This is a genomic window from Halodurantibacterium daqingense (assembly GCF_042666235.1).
Classification (GTDB): Bacteria; Pseudomonadota; Alphaproteobacteria; order Rhodobacterales; family Rhodobacteraceae; genus Halodurantibacterium; species Halodurantibacterium daqingensis.
The window spans coordinates 18,542-36,725 of record NZ_JBHTFQ010000008.1; the positions used below are offsets into that span (position 1 = coordinate 18,542).

An 18,184-nucleotide genomic window follows, 5' to 3' on the forward strand; every position below is an offset into this window, starting at 1 on the left:
GGCTTACCTCGTGAAGGCCTGGACGTTGCCGGCATCCACGTTGAGGATGTTGCCGGTCGATTTGGCGGACAGGTCGGAGGCGAAGAAATAGGCGCCTTCGGCGATATCCTCGGGCAGGACCGAGCGTTTCAGCATCGAGCGGTTGCGATACATCTCCTCCAGCCCCTCCTTGTCGGTGCCGTAGGTGCTGGCGCGCTGGTCCAGCCATTCGCCTTCCCAGATGCGCGAACCGCGCAGCACGGCATCGGGGTTCACCACGTTGACGCGGATGCCGGCGCTGGCCCCTTCCAGCGCCAGACAGCGGGCCAGGTGGATCTCGGCCGCCTTGGCGGTGCAATAGGCGCTGGCGTTGGGGCTGGCAGCGAGACCGTTCTTCGAGGCGATGAAGATCACCGAACCACCGATATTCTGCACCCGGAAGGTCTTGAACGCCTCGCGCGAGACGAGGAAATAGCCGGTGGACAAGATATCCATGTTCTTGTTCCAGAGCGCGAGCGAGGTTTCCTCGATCGGGGCCGAGGACGCGATGCCCGCATTCGACACGAGGATGTCGATGCCGCCGAACTCCACTGCCAGCTCGGCATAGGCGCGGGCGACCTGCGTTTCATCCGTCACGTTCATCGGGACGGACCGCACCACGTCAGCGCCAAAGCGCCCCGCCAGTCCATCATGCGCCGTTTTCAGCGCCCCTTCGTCGATATCGGCCAGCATGACGCAGGCGCCTTCCCGCAGGAAGCGTTCCGCTGTCGCCGCCCCGATGCCGCCCGCGCCGCCGGTGACCAGTGCCACGCGGCCCGCCAGCGATTTCGGCCTGGGCATGCGCTGAAGTTTCGCTTCCTCCAGCAGCCAGTATTCGATGTCGAAGGCTTCCTGTTCGGGCAGGCCCTGATAGGTGCTGACGGCGCTGGCACCGCGCATCACGTTGATCGCGTTGACATAGAACTCGCCCGAAATGCGGGCGGTGGCCTTGTCCAGCGCGAAGGTCAGCATGCCGACGCCCGGCACCAGGTAAACAACCGCATTCGGATCGCGCAGGGCCGGGCTGTCGGGCTTCTTGCAGCGGTCGTAATAGGCGGCGTAATCGTCACGATAGGCGGCTATGGCACCGCCCAGCCCGGCAATGGTGGCATCAAGATCGGGGTTCGCCGGGTCGAAATCGACGACCAGCGGGCGGATCTTGGTGCGCAGGAAATGGTCGGGGCAGGAGGTGCCCATGGGTGCCAGCCTGTCCAGCGCCTGCGAGCCCACGAATTCCAGCACGGCCGGCTGGTCATCGAAATGCCCGACCTTGTGGCGGTCACCGGAGATCAGGCCGCGGATGGCCGGCATCAGCCGGGCGGCGATGTCGCGGCGGGCGGCGGGTTCAAGCGTGGGCACCTTCGCGCCCCCGAAAGCGGGCTGCCCTGCGGTCTTGTCCTCAAGCCAGGCGGCGGCCTTGTTGATGATCTCCAGCGTGGTGAGGTAGCAATCGCGGGCATCGTCCGCCCAGGTGAACAGGCCGTGGCTTTCCAGAACGGCGCCGCGCATCTGCGGGTTTTCGGTCGCCAGTTTCTCCAGCCACAGGCCAAGCTCGTAGCCGGGCTTCTTCCAGGGCAGCCAGCCGATGTCGTCGCCGAAAATCTCTGCCGTCAAATCGCGCGAGTTGACCGAAGCCGCGATGGCGATGATGGCGTCCGAATGCACATGGTCCACATGCTTCTTCGGCACATAGGCGTGCAGCGGCGTGTCGATGGAGGCCGCGCGCGGGTTCAGCGCGAAGGTGCAATGGGGCAGGTAACCCACCATCTCATCCTCATGCGCAACGCCGCGATACTTGCCCTTCAGCGCGCGGAGCTTGTCCATGTAGAGCGTGGAGAACCCGTCCATCGTCATGGACCCGATATCCCCGCCCGATCCCTTCACCCAAAGTACCTCGACCTGTTCCCCCGTGAGCGGATCAGTCTCCAATACCTTGGCCGAGGTGTTCCCGCCGCCGTAATTGGTAACGCGCTTGTCCGATCCCAGCAGGTTCGACCGGTAGAGCAGCTTTTCCGGCTCGCTCATGGATACGGCCTTCGCCTCATCCCACAGGTTTTCAAGCCGCTGGCGGGCAATGGACTGGGTCATGGGATCCTCCCGATTCGGCACGGCACCGGCCGCGCATGTTACTTTCGGTTAGCAATGCCTGCCCGGCCAAGTCAATCAGTTTCAATCAGTTTCGATCATATAGCGCCGCCTAAGTGAATGATGCGCGCGAAAATGATTGACAATGCGCATAACTGCTGGAAACTGGCTGGCAAGGGAGACGCTTCATGCTGGAAACGGAACGCCATCGCATCATCCTGTCGGCCGTGCAGGAACGGCCCGTGGTCAGCGTGGCCGACCTTTGCGCGCTGACCGGCGTTTCCGAGGCGACGGTGCGCCGCGACATTGCGCAGCTGCATCTGGCCAAGAAGCTGCGCCGGGTGCGGGGCGGCGCAGAAGCCATCGCGCCGCCGCAATTCGTGGGCATCAACGCACGGCCCTTCGCAGTCAACCAGGTAATCAATATCGCGCAGAAACGCGCAATCGCGCAGGCCGCGGTCGAGCTGTGTGAGGATGGCGACGCGATCATCATCAACGGCGGCACCACGACCTTCCAGATGGTCCATCCGCTGACCACCAAGCGGCTGCAGGTCTTCACCAACAGCTTCCCGATCGCGGAGCATCTGCTGAAGCAGTCGAAGAACACCGTGCTGCTGCCCGCCGGCGCGATCTATCGCGAACAGAACATCATCCTGTCGCCTTTCGATGCCGATGGCAGCAGCCATTTCTATGCGCGGCGCATGTTCATGGGCTGCCGTGGCCTGGGCCCCCTGGGATTGATGGAGGGCGATCCGCTGCTGGTCCAGGCCGAGCAGAAGCTGATCGGGCAGGCAGATGAGCTGGTGGTTCTGGCCGACAGTTCCAAGTTCGGCCAGCGGTCGAGCCTGCTGCTGTGCCCGCTGTCGCGCATTCATACCGTCATCACCGATGACGGCATCGACGACCGGGCCGCCAAGATGCTGGAGGCGGCGGAAATCCGGCTGATCGTGGCGCCCGTCGCCCAGTCGGCCAAGAAGACCCGCGCGCAAGAGGATTGATGCGCGGCAACGACAAAGGGGAGGAGACCCGAGAATGATGAGAAAGATCCTGACGACGGCCGCGATGGCTTCGGTCCTGATGGCCGGGGCGGCGCAGGCGGAAACGGTGCGTATCGCGCTGGTGGCCAAGGCGCTTGGCATCGGCTTCTTCGAGGCGGCCGCGAAGGGCGCCGAGGAAGCGGCGGCCGAGCTGGGCGATGTCGAGATCATCTATACCGGTCCGACCGACACCACGGCGGAAGGCCAGATCGAGGTGCTGAACAGCCTGATCGCGCAGCGCGTCGATGCCATCGCGGTCAGCGCCAACGACACGGATGCGCTGGTGCCGACGCTGAAGCGCGCGATGGAACGGGGCATCACCGTGATCAGCTGGGACAGCGGCGTGGCGCCGGAGGGGCGGCAGATGCATCTGAACCCGTCCTCGGCCCCCCTGATAGGCAACACGATCATCAAGCTGGCCGCCGACCATCTGCCCGATGGCGGGCAGGTCGCGGTTCTGTCGGCGACCAGCACCTCGACCAACCAGAACACCTGGATCGCCGAGATGCAGAAGGTCATGGGCGATTACCCCAACATCGAGGTCGTGGCGACGGTCTATGGTGACGACCTGGCCGACAAGTCCTATCGCGAGGCGCAGGGCCTGATGCAGAGCTACCCGGACCTTGACGCAATCATCGCACCGACCAGCGTGGGGATCGTGGCCGCCGCGCAGGCGGTGACGGATGCCGGCAAGGTCGGTCAGGTGAATGTCACCGGCCTCGGCCTGCCGTCCGAAATGGCGGGGCATGTGAAATCGGGTGCGTCGAAAAGCTTTGCGATCTGGAACCCCATCGATCTGGGCTATTCCGCCGCGATGATCGCCCATGCGCTGGCGACCGATGCGGCGACGGCGGAGCCGGGCGCGACCATATCCATCGGCCGGATGGGCGAGGTGGTGCTGGATGAGAACGGCGAGGCCGCGATGGCCGACCCCTTCACCTATGACGCCAGCAACATCGATGAGTTCAGCTCGATCTTCTGAGCGCTGACCTGCCCCGGCGCACGTCGCCGGGGCCTTTCCGCAGGACCAGCCACATGAATTCCGAACAGAGCGCAGAGGCAGCCCCCGTGCTGTCGTTGCGCGGCATCGTCAAGACATTCCCCGGTGTCCGCGCCCTCGACGGCGTGCAGCTTGACCTGTTTCCGGGGCAGGTCACCGCCCTGATCGGCGAGAACGGCGCGGGCAAGTCCACCATCGTCAAGGTCCTTACCGGCATCTACCAGCCGGATGAGGGGCAGATCCTGCTGGACGGCGCGGCGGTCGGTTTCCCCGATGCGCATTCGGCGCAGCAGGCCGGCGTCACCGCGATCCATCAGGAAACCGTCCTGTTCGACGAACTGACCGTGGCCGAGAACATCTTCATCGGCCACGCGCCCCGCACCCGGTGGGGCCTGATCGACCGCCGCGCAATGCGGGAGCGGGCGTCGGAAATCCTGCGTAGCATCGGCGCCTCCATATCGCCCGGTGCCCGGCTGCGCGACCTTGGCATCGCCAGCCGCCATCTGGTCGCCATCGCCCGCGCCCTGTCGGTCGATGCACGCGTGGTCATCATGGATGAACCCACCGCTGCGCTTTCCCACAAGGAAATCGGGGAGCTTTATGACCTGGTCGAGACGCTGAAACGGCAGGGCAAGGCGATCCTGTTCATCAGCCACAAGTTCGACGAGATCTTCCGCATCGCCGACCGCTGGACCGTGTTCCGTGACGGCGCCTTCGTGGGCGAGGGCCGGATGGAGGGCACGACGGAGGCAGAGCTGGTCCGCCTGATGGTCGGGCGCAGGGTGGACCAGATCTATCCCAAGCGCCCGGCGGCAATTGGTCCGCCCGTTCTGACAGTCGCTGGCTACAGCCACCCGACCGAGTTCGAGGACATCAATTTCACGCTTCATGCCGGCGAGATCCTCGGCTTCTACGGGCTGGTCGGGGCCGGGCGGTCCGAGGTGATGCAGTCGCTGTTCGGGATCACCCGGCCGTCGAAGGGGGCGTGCAGGATTGCCGGGAAGGTTCGCGTCCTGCGCACCACGGCGGAGGCTGTGGAGGCGGGCATTGTCTATGTCCCCGAGGACCGGGGCCGGCAGGGTGCGGTCAAGGGCCTGCCGATCTTCCAGAACGTCACGCTGCCCTCACTCGCGCGCACCAGCCGTGCGGGTTTCCTGCGGCTGGCCGAGGAATTCAGGCTGGCGCGCGACTATACCCGGCGGCTGGATCTGCGGGCCGCCAGCCTCGATCAGGACATCGCGCTTCTGTCCGGGGGCAATCAGCAGAAGGTTGTCATCGCCAAGTGGCTGGCAACCCGGCCACGCGTCATAATCCTGGACGAGCCGACCAAGGGCATCGACATCGGCTCGAAGGCCGCCGTGCATGACTTCATGTCCGAACTTGCGGGGCAGGGGCTGGCCGTGATCATGGTCAGCAGCGAGATCCCCGAGGTGCTGGGCATGTCCGACCGCGTGATCGTCATGCGCGAGGGCCGCATCGCCGGCGAATTCGCAGGCCCCACCATGACGCCGGAAAACCTTGTCCGCGCCGCCGTGGGCATCGACCGCAGAGAGGTCGCATGAGCATCCTCAAATCCCGCGAGGCCGTTCTGGCACTGGCCATCCTCGCGCTGCTGATCCTGATCGCGGGGCGCTTCCCGGCCTTCGTGACCCCGGCCAACCTGGCCCGCGTGCTGACGGACACGTCGCCCCTGATCCTGCTGGCGCTGGGGCAGATGGCGGTGATCCTGACCAAGTGCATCGACCTGTCGGTGGCGGCGAACCTTGCGCTTTGCGGCATGGTCGCGGCGCTGATGGACGGGGCGGGGGTGCCGCTGGTGGTGATCCTGCCGGCCGTGATCGCGCTTGGGGCGGGCCTGGGCGCGGTGAACGGCCTTCTGGTGTGGAAGCTCGCGATCCCGTCGATCGTGGTGACGCTGGGAACGATGACGATCTTTCGCGGCACGATCTTCCTTCTGACCAATGGCGCCTGGATCAACGCGCACCAGCTGAGCGACGCCTTCAAGGCCCTGCCGCGCATGGTGATCCTCGGGCTGCCGGTCATGGCGTGGATCGCGGTCGGCGCTGTTGCGCTGATCGCGTTGGCGGTCGCGCGGCTGCCGCTGGGCCGCGCGCTTTATGCGGTGGGGGGCAATCCCCATGCGGCGGGATATGCCGGGATCTCCGTCGGGCGAACACAGTTCGCGGCCTTCGTTCTGGCGGGCGCGCTGGCCGGGTTGACGGGCTATCTCTGGGTGGCGCGCTATGCGGTGGCCTATGTCGATATCGCGCGCGGGTTCGAACTGGACGTGGTCGCGGCCTGCGTGATCGGCGGCATTGCGATTGCGGGCGGGGCGGGAACCGTGGCCGGCGCGGTGATGGGCGCGCTGTTCCTTGGCATCATCAAGAACGCGCTTCCGGTGGTCGGCATCTCGCCTTTCTGGCAGATGGCGATTTCGGGCAGCGCGATCCTGATCGCCATTGCCGTCAACACGCTGGCACGGCGCGACCCCGGGCGCATCATCCTGAAACAGGCCGAGGCGCGGACATGACAACGGCACCGCGCCATATCCCCGACCGCCTGACGAGCCCCGCCGCGCGCGCGCTGAAAAGCTGGGAGACGCTGCTGCTGGTCGTTGCAGTGACGATCTTCCTGCTGAACGCCATGGCCTCGCCCTATTTCCTGGACCCTTGGAACCTGAGCGATGCCAGCTTCAACTTCACCGAAAAGGCGATGATCGCCTTCGCCATGGCCATGCTGATCGTGGCGGGTGAGATCGACCTGTCGGTCGGCGCGATCATCGCGCTTGCCTCCACCGCGATGGGCATGGCGATGAGCATGGGTGCCGATATGCCGATGATCGTGCTGGTGGGGCTGGGGACGGGATTGCTGTGCGGTGCCTTCAACGGCGCGCTGGTGGCGGGGCTGGGCCTGCCCTCCATCGTCGTGACGATCGGCACGATGAGCCTCTTCCGCGGCATCAGCTATATCGTCCTGGGCGATGCCGCCTTCACCGGCTATCCGGCCAGCTTCGCCTGGTTCGGGCAGGGCTATGTCTGGTGGGTCATCACGGTAGAATTGGTGATCTTCGCCATTGCGGCGCTGGTCTTTGGCCTGCTGCTGCACCGCACCAGCTTTGGCCGCACGGTCTATGCCATCGGCAACAACGCCACCGCCGCGCGCTTTTCCGGCATCCGCGTAGACCGGGTGCGCTTCATCCTGTTCCTGCTGACCGGCGTGATGAGCGGCGTCGCCGCCGTCTGCCTGACCTCCCGCCTCGGATCGACGCGCCCCTCCATCGCGTCGGGGTTCGAGCTTGAGGTCGTGACAATCGTCGTCCTGGGCGGCGTCAGCATCCTTGGCGGGTCCGGCACCATCCCCGGCGTCGTGCTGGCGGCCATCGTGATGGGCCTGGTGACCTTCGGGCTGGGGCTGCTGAACGTGCCGGGCATCGTGATGTCCATCGTCGTGGGTGCGCTGCTGATCGGCGTCATCGCCGTGCCGCGCCTGATTTCAAAGCTGAGGTCGTGATGCCGAAATATGCCTTCCGCATGATGCTGAACCCCGGGGCTGCGGACGAATACCGCCGCCGCCATGACGAGATCTGGCCCGAACTGGCCGCGCTGCTGCGGGATGCAGGGGTCAGCGACTATTCCATCCATCTGGACCCGGAAACCAACGCGCTTTTTGGTATCCTGACCCGGCCCGAGGATCATGGCATGGGCAATCTGCCCAGCCATCCCGTGATGCGGCGCTGGTGGGCGCATATGGCTGATCTGATGCAGACCCATCCCGACAACGCGCCTGTCTCCGTGCCCCTGGTGCCGATGTTCCACCTGCCATGACGCATGTCGCGGTTCTGGATGTCGGCAAGACCAATGCGAAGCTCGCGCTGGTCGCTGCGGCAACGCTGGCCGAAATTGCGGTGATGACGCGCCCGAACCGCGCTCTCCCGGGCCCGCCCTGGCCGCATATGGATCTGGAGGGCCATTGGGCCTTTTTCCTCGACGGCCTGAGACGGATGCAGGCCGCGCATGGCGTCGATGCGATCTCGGTTACCACGCATGGCGCCTCGGCGGTGCTTCTGGATGCAGAGGGCGAGCTCGCGGCGCCGATGCTCGATTACGAGCATCCGATCCCGGCCGATCCCGCCTACGATGCGCTGCGCCCTGACTTTTCGCTGACCGGGTCGCCGCGCCTGCCGGACGGGCTGAACCTCGGGGCGCAGTTGCACTGGCTGCTGCACCAACCGGGGATCAATGCGCGGGTCGCTCATGTCCTGACCTATCCGCAGTACTGGGGCTTCCGCCTGACGGGGAACCTGGCCACCGACGTGACCTCACTTGGCTGCCACACCGACCTCTGGGCCCCATGGCAGGGGTGCTTTTCGTCGCTGGTCGCCGCGCTTGGGCTTGAGAGCCGTATCGCGCCGCCGCGCCACGCCGGCGAGGTTCTGGGGGGCGTGACGCAGGCGATCGCCGCGGCAACCGGTATCCGGGCGGGCACGCCCGTCGCGGTGGGCATCCATGACAGCAATGCGTCGCTTTATCCGCATCTGCTGGGACGCACGGGATCTTTCGCCGTGGTCTCGACTGGAACCTGGGTCGTGGTGATGGTCGTGGCGGGGCGGGCAGCCGCGCTGGACCCGGGGCGCGATGTTCTGGTCAACGTCAATGCGCTCGGCCAGGCGGTGCCTTCGGCGCGCTTCATGGGTGGCCGGGAATATGAGGTGATCCGCGATGGCAGCACGGCGGTGCCTGATCGCGGTGACAGGGCGGCGGTGCTGGCGCGGGGCATGATGCTGCTTCCTGCGGTGCAGCGCGGTTGCGGACCCTTCCCCGACCGGACGGCCCGCTGGACGGCCGAGCCCGAAACCGAAGGGCAGCGAATGGTGGCCCTGGCCTGGTATCTGGCGCTCATGACCCGGACCTGCCTTGATCTGGCTGGCGCCGCGGGTCCGGTCATTGTCGAGGGACCCTTCGCGCGTAATCCCGACTACATGGACATGCTGGCGGCCCTTTGCCCGGATGGCATTGCGGAGGCCGCCTCGACCACCGGAACCAGCGTCGGTGCCGCGCTCTTGTGCCTGCCGGCCGCCCGGCCGCCCCCCACCCGCCCATGGCCCGAGCCTGCGGACACTGCCCTGATGGAGGACTATGCGCGCCGTTGGCGTGCCGAATGCCGGAGGTAGCGACCGCTGTCCGGACGGCGATACCAGCAGCCCCTGACGTGGAAGGGAAGGCAAGGCGGCGCCCGGAAACTGGTCAACCTTGCTGACGCCCCGCGGAAAAGCCGTCAGTAATCAACGCTTCAGCGCGAGGGATACAGCTGCTGGTAGGATGCTGAAAAGTCGGGTCGCGACGCGGTCTGCAGAACAGGATTCATCGCCGGCAGGGAGATGCCGGGAGTGATCACGCGTGGAGCGGGCGAGACGAGCAGATCGCGGTTCAGCCATGTCGATCCTGAGGATCGGGCCTGCGCGCGGCACCCGCTGCGGCAGATCCGACGAGTTGTGAACGACACCATCGTCAGTCTCGATGAGAGCTTTGTTTTTTTGATTGCGGCCGCCCCTCGACCGCCTCGGAGCGGCTGATCGGGGCCAGCCTGCTCCGGATGCTGTTCTCGATCCGGTCCGAGCGGCAGATGATGGAGCAGATGCAGTGGTGGCGAGCGTGGTGGCGCGGCGCATGTCCTCGGCGCTGGGATCCTTCCGCTTCTGGCCATTTCCTTCTTCGTGGTGGCGGGCGCGGCCACGGCCCGCGGCGGCATAGCGGAACGGCTCCATGGCTTTGCCGAGGCGCTGGTGGGTCCTCGGCGGGGCGGGCTGGCGCAGGCGCTGTTCTGAATTCCTTGTTCCTCGGCGCGTCACGCATCGATCGTCAAGGGCTGACGGACGAATACTTCGACAACCTTCGGCACAAGCGCCGGATCGCGATCACAGCCGCTCTATATGCCCGCCCTGCATCTGGTGGCAGAGCGTAACCTACCGGCGTTCTGCCCCCCAGGCCGGCCGGCAACGTGACGGCCCTCACCCTCGGCAAGCCGCCGATTGCCCTGCCTGCAAGAAGCGCCCGCAGGCTGTGGTAATCTTCGGCAATGTCGATCGGGGCAATCTCCAGCGGGGCATGGCCCAAGCGGTTCCAGGCCGCGACCCGCTCGTCCAGCGACCGGATCGGCGACAGGCTTTGCGCCCCCAGTTCCTGATCGATGCGGCGCCGCGAAAGGTTGTCGACGATCGTGATCTCATGGCCCGCGCGGGCAAGCCGAAGGGCCGTCGGCCATCCACAAAACCCGTCCCCACCCAAGACAAGCACTCTCATCGTAATCTCCGCAGACGCAATCAATACCGTTCTCTTGATCCGCTCCAGTAACACATCTTTGGCCGATACCCTGTTCCAGGAACGCGCGCGGGGCGGGAAACCGCAGATTGAACACGCGCCGATCTGCCATGAAGGCCGCAGCGCCCCTGTCGTGGGGGTCTCATTACGCGGTCGGGCGGATCCGGCGGCCGCCTCGAACTGCCGGCAAGCAGCGGGCGCGCGTTCGGGGCGGGCTGCCTTCCGAAATGGAAGCGCGACCCGAGCCTGAACGCTCGGCAGCACCCTGTCGGCGCCCAGACGGCCGGGAGGTCCGAGGCCGGAGGTCCAAGCCAGACAGGTTCCTGCCCTCAGGCAAACCTTTGGTTGCTGTGCAGTCCGCACCACCAGGGTTAGACTCGGGGCCAGGATCGGCGTGGAGAGACAGATGAGCGCGGCAGAGAACTTGATGACGGGTGGGCGCACGTGCGCGGGGTTCAACATGCAGTCGGTTTCGGCCCGGATCATCCGGGGCGGGTCGTCGAAGGGCATCTATCTCTGGCGTGAGGATCTGCCCCCAGAGGGCGAGGCCCGCGACCGGGTGGTGCTGCGCGTCTTCGGGTCGCCCGACCGGCGCCAGATCGACGGGCTGGGCGGCGCCGACAAGCTGACCAGCAAGGTTGCGGTCATGGGGCCGCCCACCCGCGAAGACTGCGACATCGACTATCACTTTGGCCAGGTGAATACCGAACTGCCCCGGGTAGACTGGCGGGCGAACTGCGGCAATCTGTCGGCAGGGGCGGCGCTTTACGGGGCGCTGATCGGCGCCGGGCGGATCGAGGGCGACCGGATGCGCGTTGCCATCCATCAGGTCAACACCGGGCGCCGGCTGGTGGCCTTTGTGCCGATGCAGGATGGCCACCCGGCGGTCGAGGGCGATTTCAGCATCGGCGGAGTGCCGGGAACCGGCGCGCGGCTGGACGTGGACTTCGGCGATTTCGCGGGCTCGGCGCTTGGGGGCGCGGTGCTGCCCACCGGCAACGCGCGCGACCGGATCACCGTGCCGGGCATCGGCCCGCTTGAGGTGAGCGTGGTCGACATGGCGAACCTGCTGATTTTCGTGCGCGCGGCCGATATCGGCATGGAGACCGCGGCCTCGATCTTTGACATGCAGGCCGATACCGGGCTGGTGGGGCGGCTTGAGGCGGTGCGCAAGGCGGTTTCGGCACATATCGGCTTCATCACCGGCCCGGGCGCAGAGGAGGAACTGCGTGTAAGCACCAATCCCCTGATCTTTGCCGTGGCGCCGCCCTGCGATTATCAGGCGACGAACAATCTGGCCGTCAGCGCGCCGGAACACGATCTTTTTGCCCGATCGCTTGCACGATACGAGTTTTCCAAAGCCTATCCCGGGTCGGGCGCGGCCGGAACGGCGGTGGCGGCCGGCATCCCCGGCACGCTGGTGCACGAGGCGGCAGGCGACATCGGGCAGGCGGGTGGGCGCTATGATCTGCGCGTGGGCCATCCCGGCGGGGTGCTGCGGGTGGCGGCCGAAGTCTCGGCCGGGGCGGGAGGCATCCGGGTTGCCAAGGCGCTGATCGGGCGGACGGCGCGGCTGCTGATGGACGGAACCGCCTACTATTGCCCCTGAGGGGACGGCCCGGTCCGCGTGGCGGGGCAGGGTGTTTGCCCTTCCGCCCCGAAGGTGAGCGGCGGCGGCAGATGGACGAAACGGCCTGTTGCCGTCCGGGGGGGCGGTCGTGGTAACGGGTGGCGGGGATCAGGCTTTTCGACGGTCTGGGTGTCGTCGCAGCCGACCCCCGGAACCGCGTCGGATGATCGGCGCGTTATGCAAACTTTTCTGTCGGCATATGCGGGTTTATCGCGTCTAACCTGACGACCGGTTATGCTTACCTGATCTCTGGGATCATTGTTCCACGCGCGCACTGTGGCAGAACGGGTGCATCAGTCGGGAGATCAGCATATGCACCAGTTTCTGAGCGAGGATCAGACTGCGCTTGCGCAGTCGGTCGGAAGTTTTGCCCGCAAGGAGCTTGCCCCCGGTGCGCTCGAGCGGGCCCATTCCTCGGAATACCCGTGGGATGTTGCGCAGAAGCTGGCCGGGATGGGGCTTCTGGGCATCACGATGAAGGAAGAGGATGGCGGCGCGGGCGGATCGCTGATGGATGCGGTGATCGCCATTCAGGAAATCGCCCTGTCCTGCCCCAAAAGCGCCGATGTCGTGCAGGCGGGCAATTTCGGCCCGATCCGCACCTTCGTGGAATATGCGACGCCGGAACAGAAGGAACGGTTCCTGGGCGATCTGATCGGCGGTCGGGCGCTGATCTCGCTGGGGATGAGCGAGCCGAACGCGGGTTCGGCGGTGACCGAACTTACGACCTTCGCGCGCGAGGATGGCGACCATTATGTCATCAATGGCTCCAAGGTGTTTTCGACCCATTCGCCCGAGGCCAACCTGTTCCTGATCTATCTGCGCTTCGGCCCGGGGCTGGGCGGGATCGGATCGGTGCTTGTGGAACGCGGCACGCCTGGCTTTACCATCGGCCAGCGGTCGCATTTCATGAGCGGCGAGGAATGGTGCCCGCTTTACTTCGAGGATTGCCGCATCCCCAAGGCGAATGTGCTGCTGGGGCCGGGCGGGTTCAAGAAGCAGATTTCGGGGTTCAATGTCGAACGGCTGGGCAATTCGTCCCGCGCGCTGGCCCTGGGGCGGTATGCCTTCGAAACCGCGCGCCAGCATGCGCTGGACCGCAAGCAGTTCGGCCGGCCGCTGTGCGAATTCCAGGGGCTGCAGTGGAAGTTCGCGGATATGGCGCTGAAGCTGGAATCGGCGCAGATGCTGCTGTATCGCGCGGCAAGCGTGGCGCAGGGCGAACTGCCCACGGCCTATGACACGGCGCTGGCCAAGCTGGCCTGCAACCAGGCGGGCTGGGATGTCGCCAACGAGGCATTGCAGGTGATGGGCGGCTATGGCTATTCCACCGAGAGCCTTGTCGAATACTGCGTCAAGCGCACCCGGGGCTGGATGATCGCTGGTGGATCGATCGAGATGTTGAAGAACCGGATCGCCGAACATGTCTTTGACCGCCGCTTCGATCAACGCGCATGAAGGATATCCAGATGAATACCGACTGGGCCGCGGCCCTTCTGCATCCGCGGCGCGTGGCCCTTGTGGGCGTGTCGGACGATCCGAACCGCACCTCGGGGCGGCCGCTGCAGTTCCTGCGCCGTGCGGGGTTCGAGGGCGAGATCCAGGTTGTCAACCCGCGCCGCGAGACGGTGCAGGGTGAACGGGCCTGGCCCTCGCTTTCGGCGCTGCCCGAGCGGCCCGACCATGCCTTCATCCTGACCGATACCGACAAGGCGCTGGACGCGCTTGAGGAATGTCAGGCGCTGGGGATCCCGGTGGCGACCATGCTGTCGGCGGGCTTTGGCGAATCCGGCGAGCAGGGCGCGGCCAATCAGGCGCGGCTGGCGGATATTCTTGCGCGCGGCGGCATCCGGCTGGTTGGCCCGTCCAGCATCGGGGTGGTCAACCTGCACGCCGGGCTGACGCTGACCGCCAACGCGGCCTTTGCCGAACCCGACCTGCCGCGCGGCGGGATCTTCGTGGGTTCCCATTCCGGCAGCCTCATTGGGGCCCTGGTGTCGCGCGGCAAGCGCAAGGGGATCGGCTTTGCCGGGCTCGTTTCGGTCGGGGCCGAGACCGACCTCTCGATCGGGGAGATCTGTGCCACGACGCTGGATGACCCGAAGGTCACCAGCTACATGCTGTTCATCGAGACGCTGCGCCATGCCGAGGATCTGCGCGGCTTTGCGCTGGCTGCCGCCGAACGGGGCAAGCCGGTTGCGGCCTTCAAGCTGGGCCGGTCGGAAGAGGCGGCGGAACTGGCCGTGTCGCATACCGGATCGCTGGCCGGCGTGGACGAGGTTGCCGACATCTTCCTGAAGGAATGTGGCATCGCGCGGGTGGAATCCTTCGAGGGCTTGCTCGAGGTGATGCCGCTGCTGGAGCGGGTGCCTGCCACGGCCCTGCCCCGGCGGGGCCGGGTGGGGGTTGTGACCACCACCGGCGGCGGTGCGGCCATGGCGGTGGACCAGATGGCGCTGCGCGGCGTCGAGGTGGTGCCGGCAAGCGCCGAAACCCGCGCCCGGCTTCGGGCCGTGGGGATCGATGCCGGCGAGGGCCGTATCCTGGACCTGACGCTGGCTGGCGCGCAATACGACGTGATGAAGGCGGCGCTGGATGTGCTGCGTCAGGCGCCCGAGTTTGACCTTGTGCTGGCCTCGGTCGGGTCGTCGGCGCGGTTCAATCCGGAACTGGCCGTGCAGCCGGCGCTGGACGCCGCGCAGGAACCCGGCACGCCGCTGGCGGTCTTTCTGGTTCCAGACGCGCCCGAGGCGGCGCAGCGGCTGGCCCGGGCCGGGGTGCCGGCCTTCCAGAACCCCGAAACCTGCGGCGATGCGGTTGCCGCCGCGCTGAGCCGCCGCACGCCGCGCCGCCAGGCCCCGCTGGATCCGGGCGGCGCAGACCGTCCCGCGCCCACCGTGCTGGACGAAGCGCAATCCTATGCGCTGCTTGCGCAGGCGGGTGTGCCGGTGGCGCCGCATGTGGTGCTTGGCGTCGATGATCCGCTGCCGGATCTGCCCTTCGGTTGGCCGGTCGTGGTCAAGGTTCTGGACGCGGCGATTCCGCACAAGACCGATGCCGGAGGCGTGGTGCTGGGCGTGGCCGACAAGGATGCATTGCGCGCAGCCATCGCGACCATCCGGGATCGGGTTGCGGCGCGGACGGGCGGACACCGGGTGGAACGGGTGCTTGTCCAGCAGATGACGCGGGGCGTGGGCGAGGTGCTGCTGGGCTTTCGCCGCGATCCGCAGGTGGGACCGATCGTGGTTCTCGCCGCGGGTGGTATCTATACCGAGCTTTATCGCGACAGCACCATGCGCCTGGCCCCCGTGGACCGCGCCGGCGCCTTCGAAATGATCGCCGAGCTGAAATATGCGCGAGTGCTGGACGGATTTCGCGGCGCGCCGAAGGGCGATCTTGCCGCGCTGGCCGATGCGATCGTGGGCCTGTCGCAACTGGCGCTTCTGCACGAGGGGCGGGTGGCCGAGGCCGAAATCAACCCGCTGTTCGTGTTGCCTGAAGGTGCGGGCGTCTGCGCAATCGACGGGTTGGCACAGGTGTTTGACACATGACGGCCGCCGTGCATCTGGAACGGGACGGCGATGTTGCCGTCCTGATCATCGACAACCCGCCCGTCAATGCCGGGTCGCAAGCGATCCGGGCGGCCCTTCTGGCGCGCATCGCCGAGGCCGGGGCGATGGAGGGTATCCGCGCGGGCGTTCTGATCGGCGCGGGCAAGACCTTCATCGCCGGGTCGGATCTGCGTGAATTCGACCTGCCGCTGGTTGCGCCGCAGCTTCCGGCGGTGATCGCCGCGCTTGAGGGCGCGGCAATGCCCTGGGTGGCGGCGCTGCATGGCGCGGCGCTTGGCGGCGGCTATGAGCTGGCGCTTGGCTGCGATGCGCGGATTGCGGCGCCGGGCACGGTGGTCGGCCTTCCGGAATGCGGGCTTGGCATCATCCCCGGCGCGGGTGGCACGCAGAAACTGCCGCGCCTGGTGGGGCGCGCGCGCGCCGTGCCGCTGATCTGCGGCGGCGAACGGGTGGCGGCCTCCGAGGCGCTGCGACTTGGCATGATCGACGCGATTGCCGCGGCCGATCTGCGGTCCGAGGCGGTGGCGCTGGCCCGGTCGGTAACCGGCAAGCGCCACGTCATCGCGCTGACCCCGCCCGAGGAGCCGGAGGGCGCCTTCGAGGCCGCCGCGCACAAGGCCGCGGCAAGGGGGCGCCAGCGCCCGCATATCCTGGCGGCCATTGCCCGGATCGGAACCGTGGGGCGGATTCCGCCCGCCGAAGGGCTTGCCGCCGAACGTGCGGCCTTCGAGGCGTTGCGCATCACCCCGGAGGCGCGGGCGTTGCGCCATGTCTTCTTTGCGGAACGTGCGGCGGCGCGGCCGGTTCTGGCGGAAAAGGTGCGGCCGCTGCCGGTGGCACGGCTCGGCGTCGTGGGCGCCGGCACGATGGGCGCGGGGATCGCGCTTGCCGCCCTGCGCAAGGGCCTTGCGGTCGTGCTGGTGGACAGCGATGCGGCAGCACTGGAGCGCGGCCGCGCGCGCATCGACGCCGATCTGGAGCGTCTGGGCCCGGAGGGCGCCGCAGCGGCGCGGGCAAGGCTGTCCGTCTCTGACGATCTGGCCGCGCTTGCGCCTTGCGACGTCATCATCGAGGCGGTGATCGAGGATCCGGGCGTCAAGGCGCAGGTCTTTGCGGCTATCGACGCGGTGGCGCGGCCCGATGCGGTTCTGGCCAGCAACACCTCGTATCTTGATATCGATGCGATCGCGGCGGCGACGGCGCGGCCCGGGTCCGTCTTGGGGCTGCATTTCTTCAGCCCTGCCCATGTGATGAGACTGCTCGAGGTGGTGCCGGGGGCTGCGACCTCGGCCCGGACGCTGGCCACCGGTTTCGCCGTGGCGGCGGCGCTTGGCAAACAGCCGGTTCAGGCCGGCAATGCCTTCGGTTTCATCGGCAACCGGATCTATGCCGCCTATCGCGCCGCCTGCGAATTCATGCTCGAGGATGGTGCCCTGCCGCAGGAGGTGGACGCGGCGCTTGAGGCGTTCGGTTTTGCCATGGGGCCCTTTGCGGTGGCCGATCTGTCGGGGCTTGATATTGCCTGGCGGATGCGCCGGCAGCGCGCGGCCGGGCGTGATCCGCGCGCGCGCTATGTCGAGATCCCCGACCGGCTGTGCGAACTGGGCCGGTTCGGGCGCAAGACGGGCGCGGGCTATTACCGCCATGTGAATGGCAAGGCGATCCCGGACTTCGAGGTCGAGGCGCTGGTCATCGCGGCATCCGAGGCAAAGAGGATCGCACGGCGCGCGCTGTCGCAGGCCGAGATCCAGCGCCGTGCCCTTGCCGCCATCGTGAACGAGGCGGGGCTGGTGCTGGAAGAAGGCGTTGCCGCCCGGCCGGGCGATGTGGATGTGGTGCTGGTCAATGGCTATGGCTTTCCGCGCTGGACCGGCGGGCCCCTGCACTGGGCCGGCACCCGGGACCCCGATCAGTTGACAGACGACTGCGCCGAGGCGGCCAGGGCCGCCGGGCCGCAGCAGAAACGGGCCGATCTGCATGCGCTGGGGATCTGGGAACGCTAGCTGCGCTGCATCACGGCAATGAGCGCGCAAGGCCTGGGCCAGTTTGCCAACAGCGCAGATCGCTCACAAGGCGCCGCGCTGCCGGAAGCAGGCGCCGCGTCTTGTCGCGGACGAGACGGTTGCCGGAACGGGTCGGTTCCTGCACGGCCGCAGCACCGGTTCGCGCTGTTGCTGCCGGTTGTCGGCGGCCCTGCGGCAGATGGCACGGTGTGCGGGCTGTTGCCACCTCGCGCAGGAACGGGGGGAAGCGGCGCAGCGCAAGCCAGTACAGCACCAGCCCGATCGCCAGAAGGGCAAGGAACTGCGGCCAGACCGTGCGAGGCTCGGTGCCGCAGAACAGGATGCCCTGCGACAGGATGATGGGACGGGTGCTCGGGTCCGGGCCGAGCAGTTCCGGCGCGGTTTCGGCGTTGCCGAGGGCCGGTCTGTTCTCAGGCCCGATGTCGGACTTCGGCCGGACGATGAAAATGAAACCCGGTTGGCAAACCTGCCTGACTCGCCGTGCGTTCCTGCGAAACACTA

Annotated in this window: 14 protein-coding genes and 1 pseudogene; 13 read left to right on the top strand and 2 right to left on the bottom strand. The window is 67.0% G+C overall.

The features are described 5' to 3' along the window. Nucleotides 1-3: 3 nt before the first annotated feature. Entirely contained in the window at nt 4-2,106 is a 2,103-nt protein-coding gene (locus ACFQXB_RS14525) for a bifunctional rhamnulose-1-phosphate aldolase/short-chain dehydrogenase (RefSeq protein ID WP_377405307.1), read from the bottom strand. 185 nt (nt 2,107-2,291) lie between these two features. Here ACFQXB_RS14525 and ACFQXB_RS14530 point away from each other — a divergent pair, with 185 nt between their 5' ends. The 9 genes and pseudogenes from ACFQXB_RS14530 to ACFQXB_RS14570 all read left to right on the top strand — a co-directional run bounded on the left by ACFQXB_RS14530 (nt 2,292) and on the right by ACFQXB_RS14570 (nt 9,964). Then, complete coding sequence (locus tag ACFQXB_RS14530; RefSeq protein ID WP_377405310.1) at nt 2,292-3,101, top strand: DeoR/GlpR family DNA-binding transcription regulator; 810 nt, start codon at nt 2,292-2,294, stop codon at nt 3,099-3,101. A 37-nt stretch (nt 3,102-3,138) separates the two neighbouring features. Continuing rightward, the gene (gene rhaS, locus ACFQXB_RS14535; protein WP_377405695.1) at nt 3,139-4,122 is read left to right on the top strand and encodes a rhamnose ABC transporter substrate-binding protein; all 984 of its coding nucleotides are present in this window, start codon (nt 3,139-3,141) and stop codon (nt 4,120-4,122) included. A gap of 53 nt (nt 4,123-4,175) precedes the next feature. Further along, the gene (locus tag ACFQXB_RS14540; protein WP_377405313.1) at nt 4,176-5,702 is read left to right on the top strand and encodes a sugar ABC transporter ATP-binding protein; all 1,527 of its coding nucleotides are present in this window, start codon (nt 4,176-4,178) and stop codon (nt 5,700-5,702) included. After that, a complete protein-coding gene (locus tag ACFQXB_RS14545; protein ID WP_377405316.1) occupies nt 5,699-6,670 on the top strand; it encodes an ABC transporter permease in 972 nt (323 codons plus the stop codon). The genes ACFQXB_RS14540 and ACFQXB_RS14545 overlap by 4 nt, the downstream gene beginning before the upstream one ends. Beyond that, nucleotides 6,667-7,650 (top strand): ABC transporter permease, encoded by a 984-nt coding sequence (locus tag ACFQXB_RS14550; protein WP_377405319.1) that lies wholly within the window; start codon nt 6,667-6,669, stop codon nt 7,648-7,650. The genes ACFQXB_RS14545 and ACFQXB_RS14550 overlap by 4 nt, the downstream gene beginning before the upstream one ends. Continuing rightward, nucleotides 7,650-7,964 carry an L-rhamnose mutarotase gene (rhaM, locus tag ACFQXB_RS14555; protein WP_377405322.1) on the top strand — a complete coding sequence of 105 codons (315 nt, stop codon included), beginning with the start codon at nt 7,650-7,652 and terminating at the stop codon, nt 7,962-7,964. Before ACFQXB_RS14550 ends, rhaM begins: the two co-directional genes overlap by 1 nt. Then, nucleotides 7,961-9,310 carry an FGGY-family carbohydrate kinase gene (locus ACFQXB_RS14560; protein WP_377405324.1) on the top strand — a complete coding sequence of 450 codons (1,350 nt, stop codon included), beginning with the start codon at nt 7,961-7,963 and terminating at the stop codon, nt 9,308-9,310. The genes rhaM and ACFQXB_RS14560 overlap by 4 nt, the downstream gene beginning before the upstream one ends. A gap of 207 nt (nt 9,311-9,517) precedes the next feature. Further along, nucleotides 9,518-9,783, top strand: a pseudogene (locus tag ACFQXB_RS14565) (IS5/IS1182 family transposase); the annotation flags it as partial. 73 nt (nt 9,784-9,856) lie between these two features. Next, on the top strand, nt 9,857-9,964 hold the full coding sequence (locus ACFQXB_RS14570) for a hypothetical protein (protein WP_377405697.1): 108 nt from the start codon (nt 9,857-9,859) through the stop codon (nt 9,962-9,964). A gap of 34 nt (nt 9,965-9,998) precedes the next feature. On the opposite strand, the gene ACFQXB_RS14575 is transcribed toward ACFQXB_RS14570, so the two are convergent. Next, nucleotides 9,999-10,439 carry a hypothetical protein gene (locus ACFQXB_RS14575; protein ID WP_377405325.1) on the bottom strand — a complete coding sequence of 147 codons (441 nt, stop codon included), beginning with the start codon at nt 10,437-10,439 and terminating at the stop codon, nt 9,999-10,001. 424 nt (nt 10,440-10,863) lie between these two features. Here ACFQXB_RS14575 and ACFQXB_RS14580 point away from each other — a divergent pair, with 424 nt between their 5' ends. The 4 genes from ACFQXB_RS14580 (at nt 10,864) to ACFQXB_RS14595 (ending at nt 17,662) form a co-directional block, all read left to right on the top strand. Further along, the gene (locus ACFQXB_RS14580; protein ID WP_377405327.1) at nt 10,864-12,066 is read left to right on the top strand and encodes a PrpF domain-containing protein; all 1,203 of its coding nucleotides are present in this window, start codon (nt 10,864-10,866) and stop codon (nt 12,064-12,066) included. 333 nt (nt 12,067-12,399) lie between these two features. Next, entirely contained in the window at nt 12,400-13,545 is a 1,146-nt protein-coding gene (locus ACFQXB_RS14585) for an acyl-CoA dehydrogenase family protein (protein ID WP_377405329.1), read from the top strand. Between the two features lie 11 nt (nt 13,546-13,556). Continuing rightward, the gene (locus ACFQXB_RS14590; RefSeq protein ID WP_377405331.1) at nt 13,557-15,638 is read left to right on the top strand and encodes an acetate--CoA ligase family protein; all 2,082 of its coding nucleotides are present in this window, start codon (nt 13,557-13,559) and stop codon (nt 15,636-15,638) included. Beyond that, complete coding sequence (locus tag ACFQXB_RS14595; RefSeq protein ID WP_377405333.1) at nt 15,635-17,662, top strand: 3-hydroxyacyl-CoA dehydrogenase NAD-binding domain-containing protein; 2,028 nt, start codon at nt 15,635-15,637, stop codon at nt 17,660-17,662. Before ACFQXB_RS14590 ends, ACFQXB_RS14595 begins: the two co-directional genes overlap by 4 nt. The last annotated feature ends 522 nt before the right edge of the window (nt 17,663-18,184 follow it).

Excerpts from the sequence above, each read along its gene's own strand:
- ACFQXB_RS14525 (WP_377405307.1), bottom strand. The coding sequence starts at position 2,106 with ATGACCCAGTCCATTGCCCGCCAGCGGCTTGAAAACCTGTGGGATGAG.
- ACFQXB_RS14530 (WP_377405310.1), top strand. The coding sequence starts at position 2,292 with ATGCTGGAAACGGAACGCCATCGCATCATCCTGTCGGCCGTGCAGGAA.
- rhaS (WP_377405695.1), top strand. The coding sequence starts at position 3,139 with ATGAGAAAGATCCTGACGACGGCCGCGATGGCTTCGGTCCTGATGGCC.
- ACFQXB_RS14540 (WP_377405313.1), top strand. The coding sequence starts at position 4,176 with ATGAATTCCGAACAGAGCGCAGAGGCAGCCCCCGTGCTGTCGTTGCGC.
- ACFQXB_RS14545 (WP_377405316.1), top strand. The coding sequence starts at position 5,699 with ATGAGCATCCTCAAATCCCGCGAGGCCGTTCTGGCACTGGCCATCCTC.
- ACFQXB_RS14550 (WP_377405319.1), top strand. The coding sequence starts at position 6,667 with ATGACAACGGCACCGCGCCATATCCCCGACCGCCTGACGAGCCCCGCC.
- rhaM (WP_377405322.1), top strand. The coding sequence starts at position 7,650 with ATGCCGAAATATGCCTTCCGCATGATGCTGAACCCCGGGGCTGCGGAC.
- ACFQXB_RS14560 (WP_377405324.1), top strand. The coding sequence starts at position 7,961 with ATGACGCATGTCGCGGTTCTGGATGTCGGCAAGACCAATGCGAAGCTC.
- ACFQXB_RS14575 (WP_377405325.1), bottom strand. The coding sequence starts at position 10,439 with ATGAGAGTGCTTGTCTTGGGTGGGGACGGGTTTTGTGGATGGCCGACG.
- ACFQXB_RS14580 (WP_377405327.1), top strand. The coding sequence starts at position 10,864 with ATGAGCGCGGCAGAGAACTTGATGACGGGTGGGCGCACGTGCGCGGGG.
- ACFQXB_RS14585 (WP_377405329.1), top strand. The coding sequence starts at position 12,400 with ATGCACCAGTTTCTGAGCGAGGATCAGACTGCGCTTGCGCAGTCGGTC.
- ACFQXB_RS14590 (WP_377405331.1), top strand. The coding sequence starts at position 13,557 with ATGAATACCGACTGGGCCGCGGCCCTTCTGCATCCGCGGCGCGTGGCC.
- ACFQXB_RS14595 (WP_377405333.1), top strand. The coding sequence starts at position 15,635 with ATGACGGCCGCCGTGCATCTGGAACGGGACGGCGATGTTGCCGTCCTG.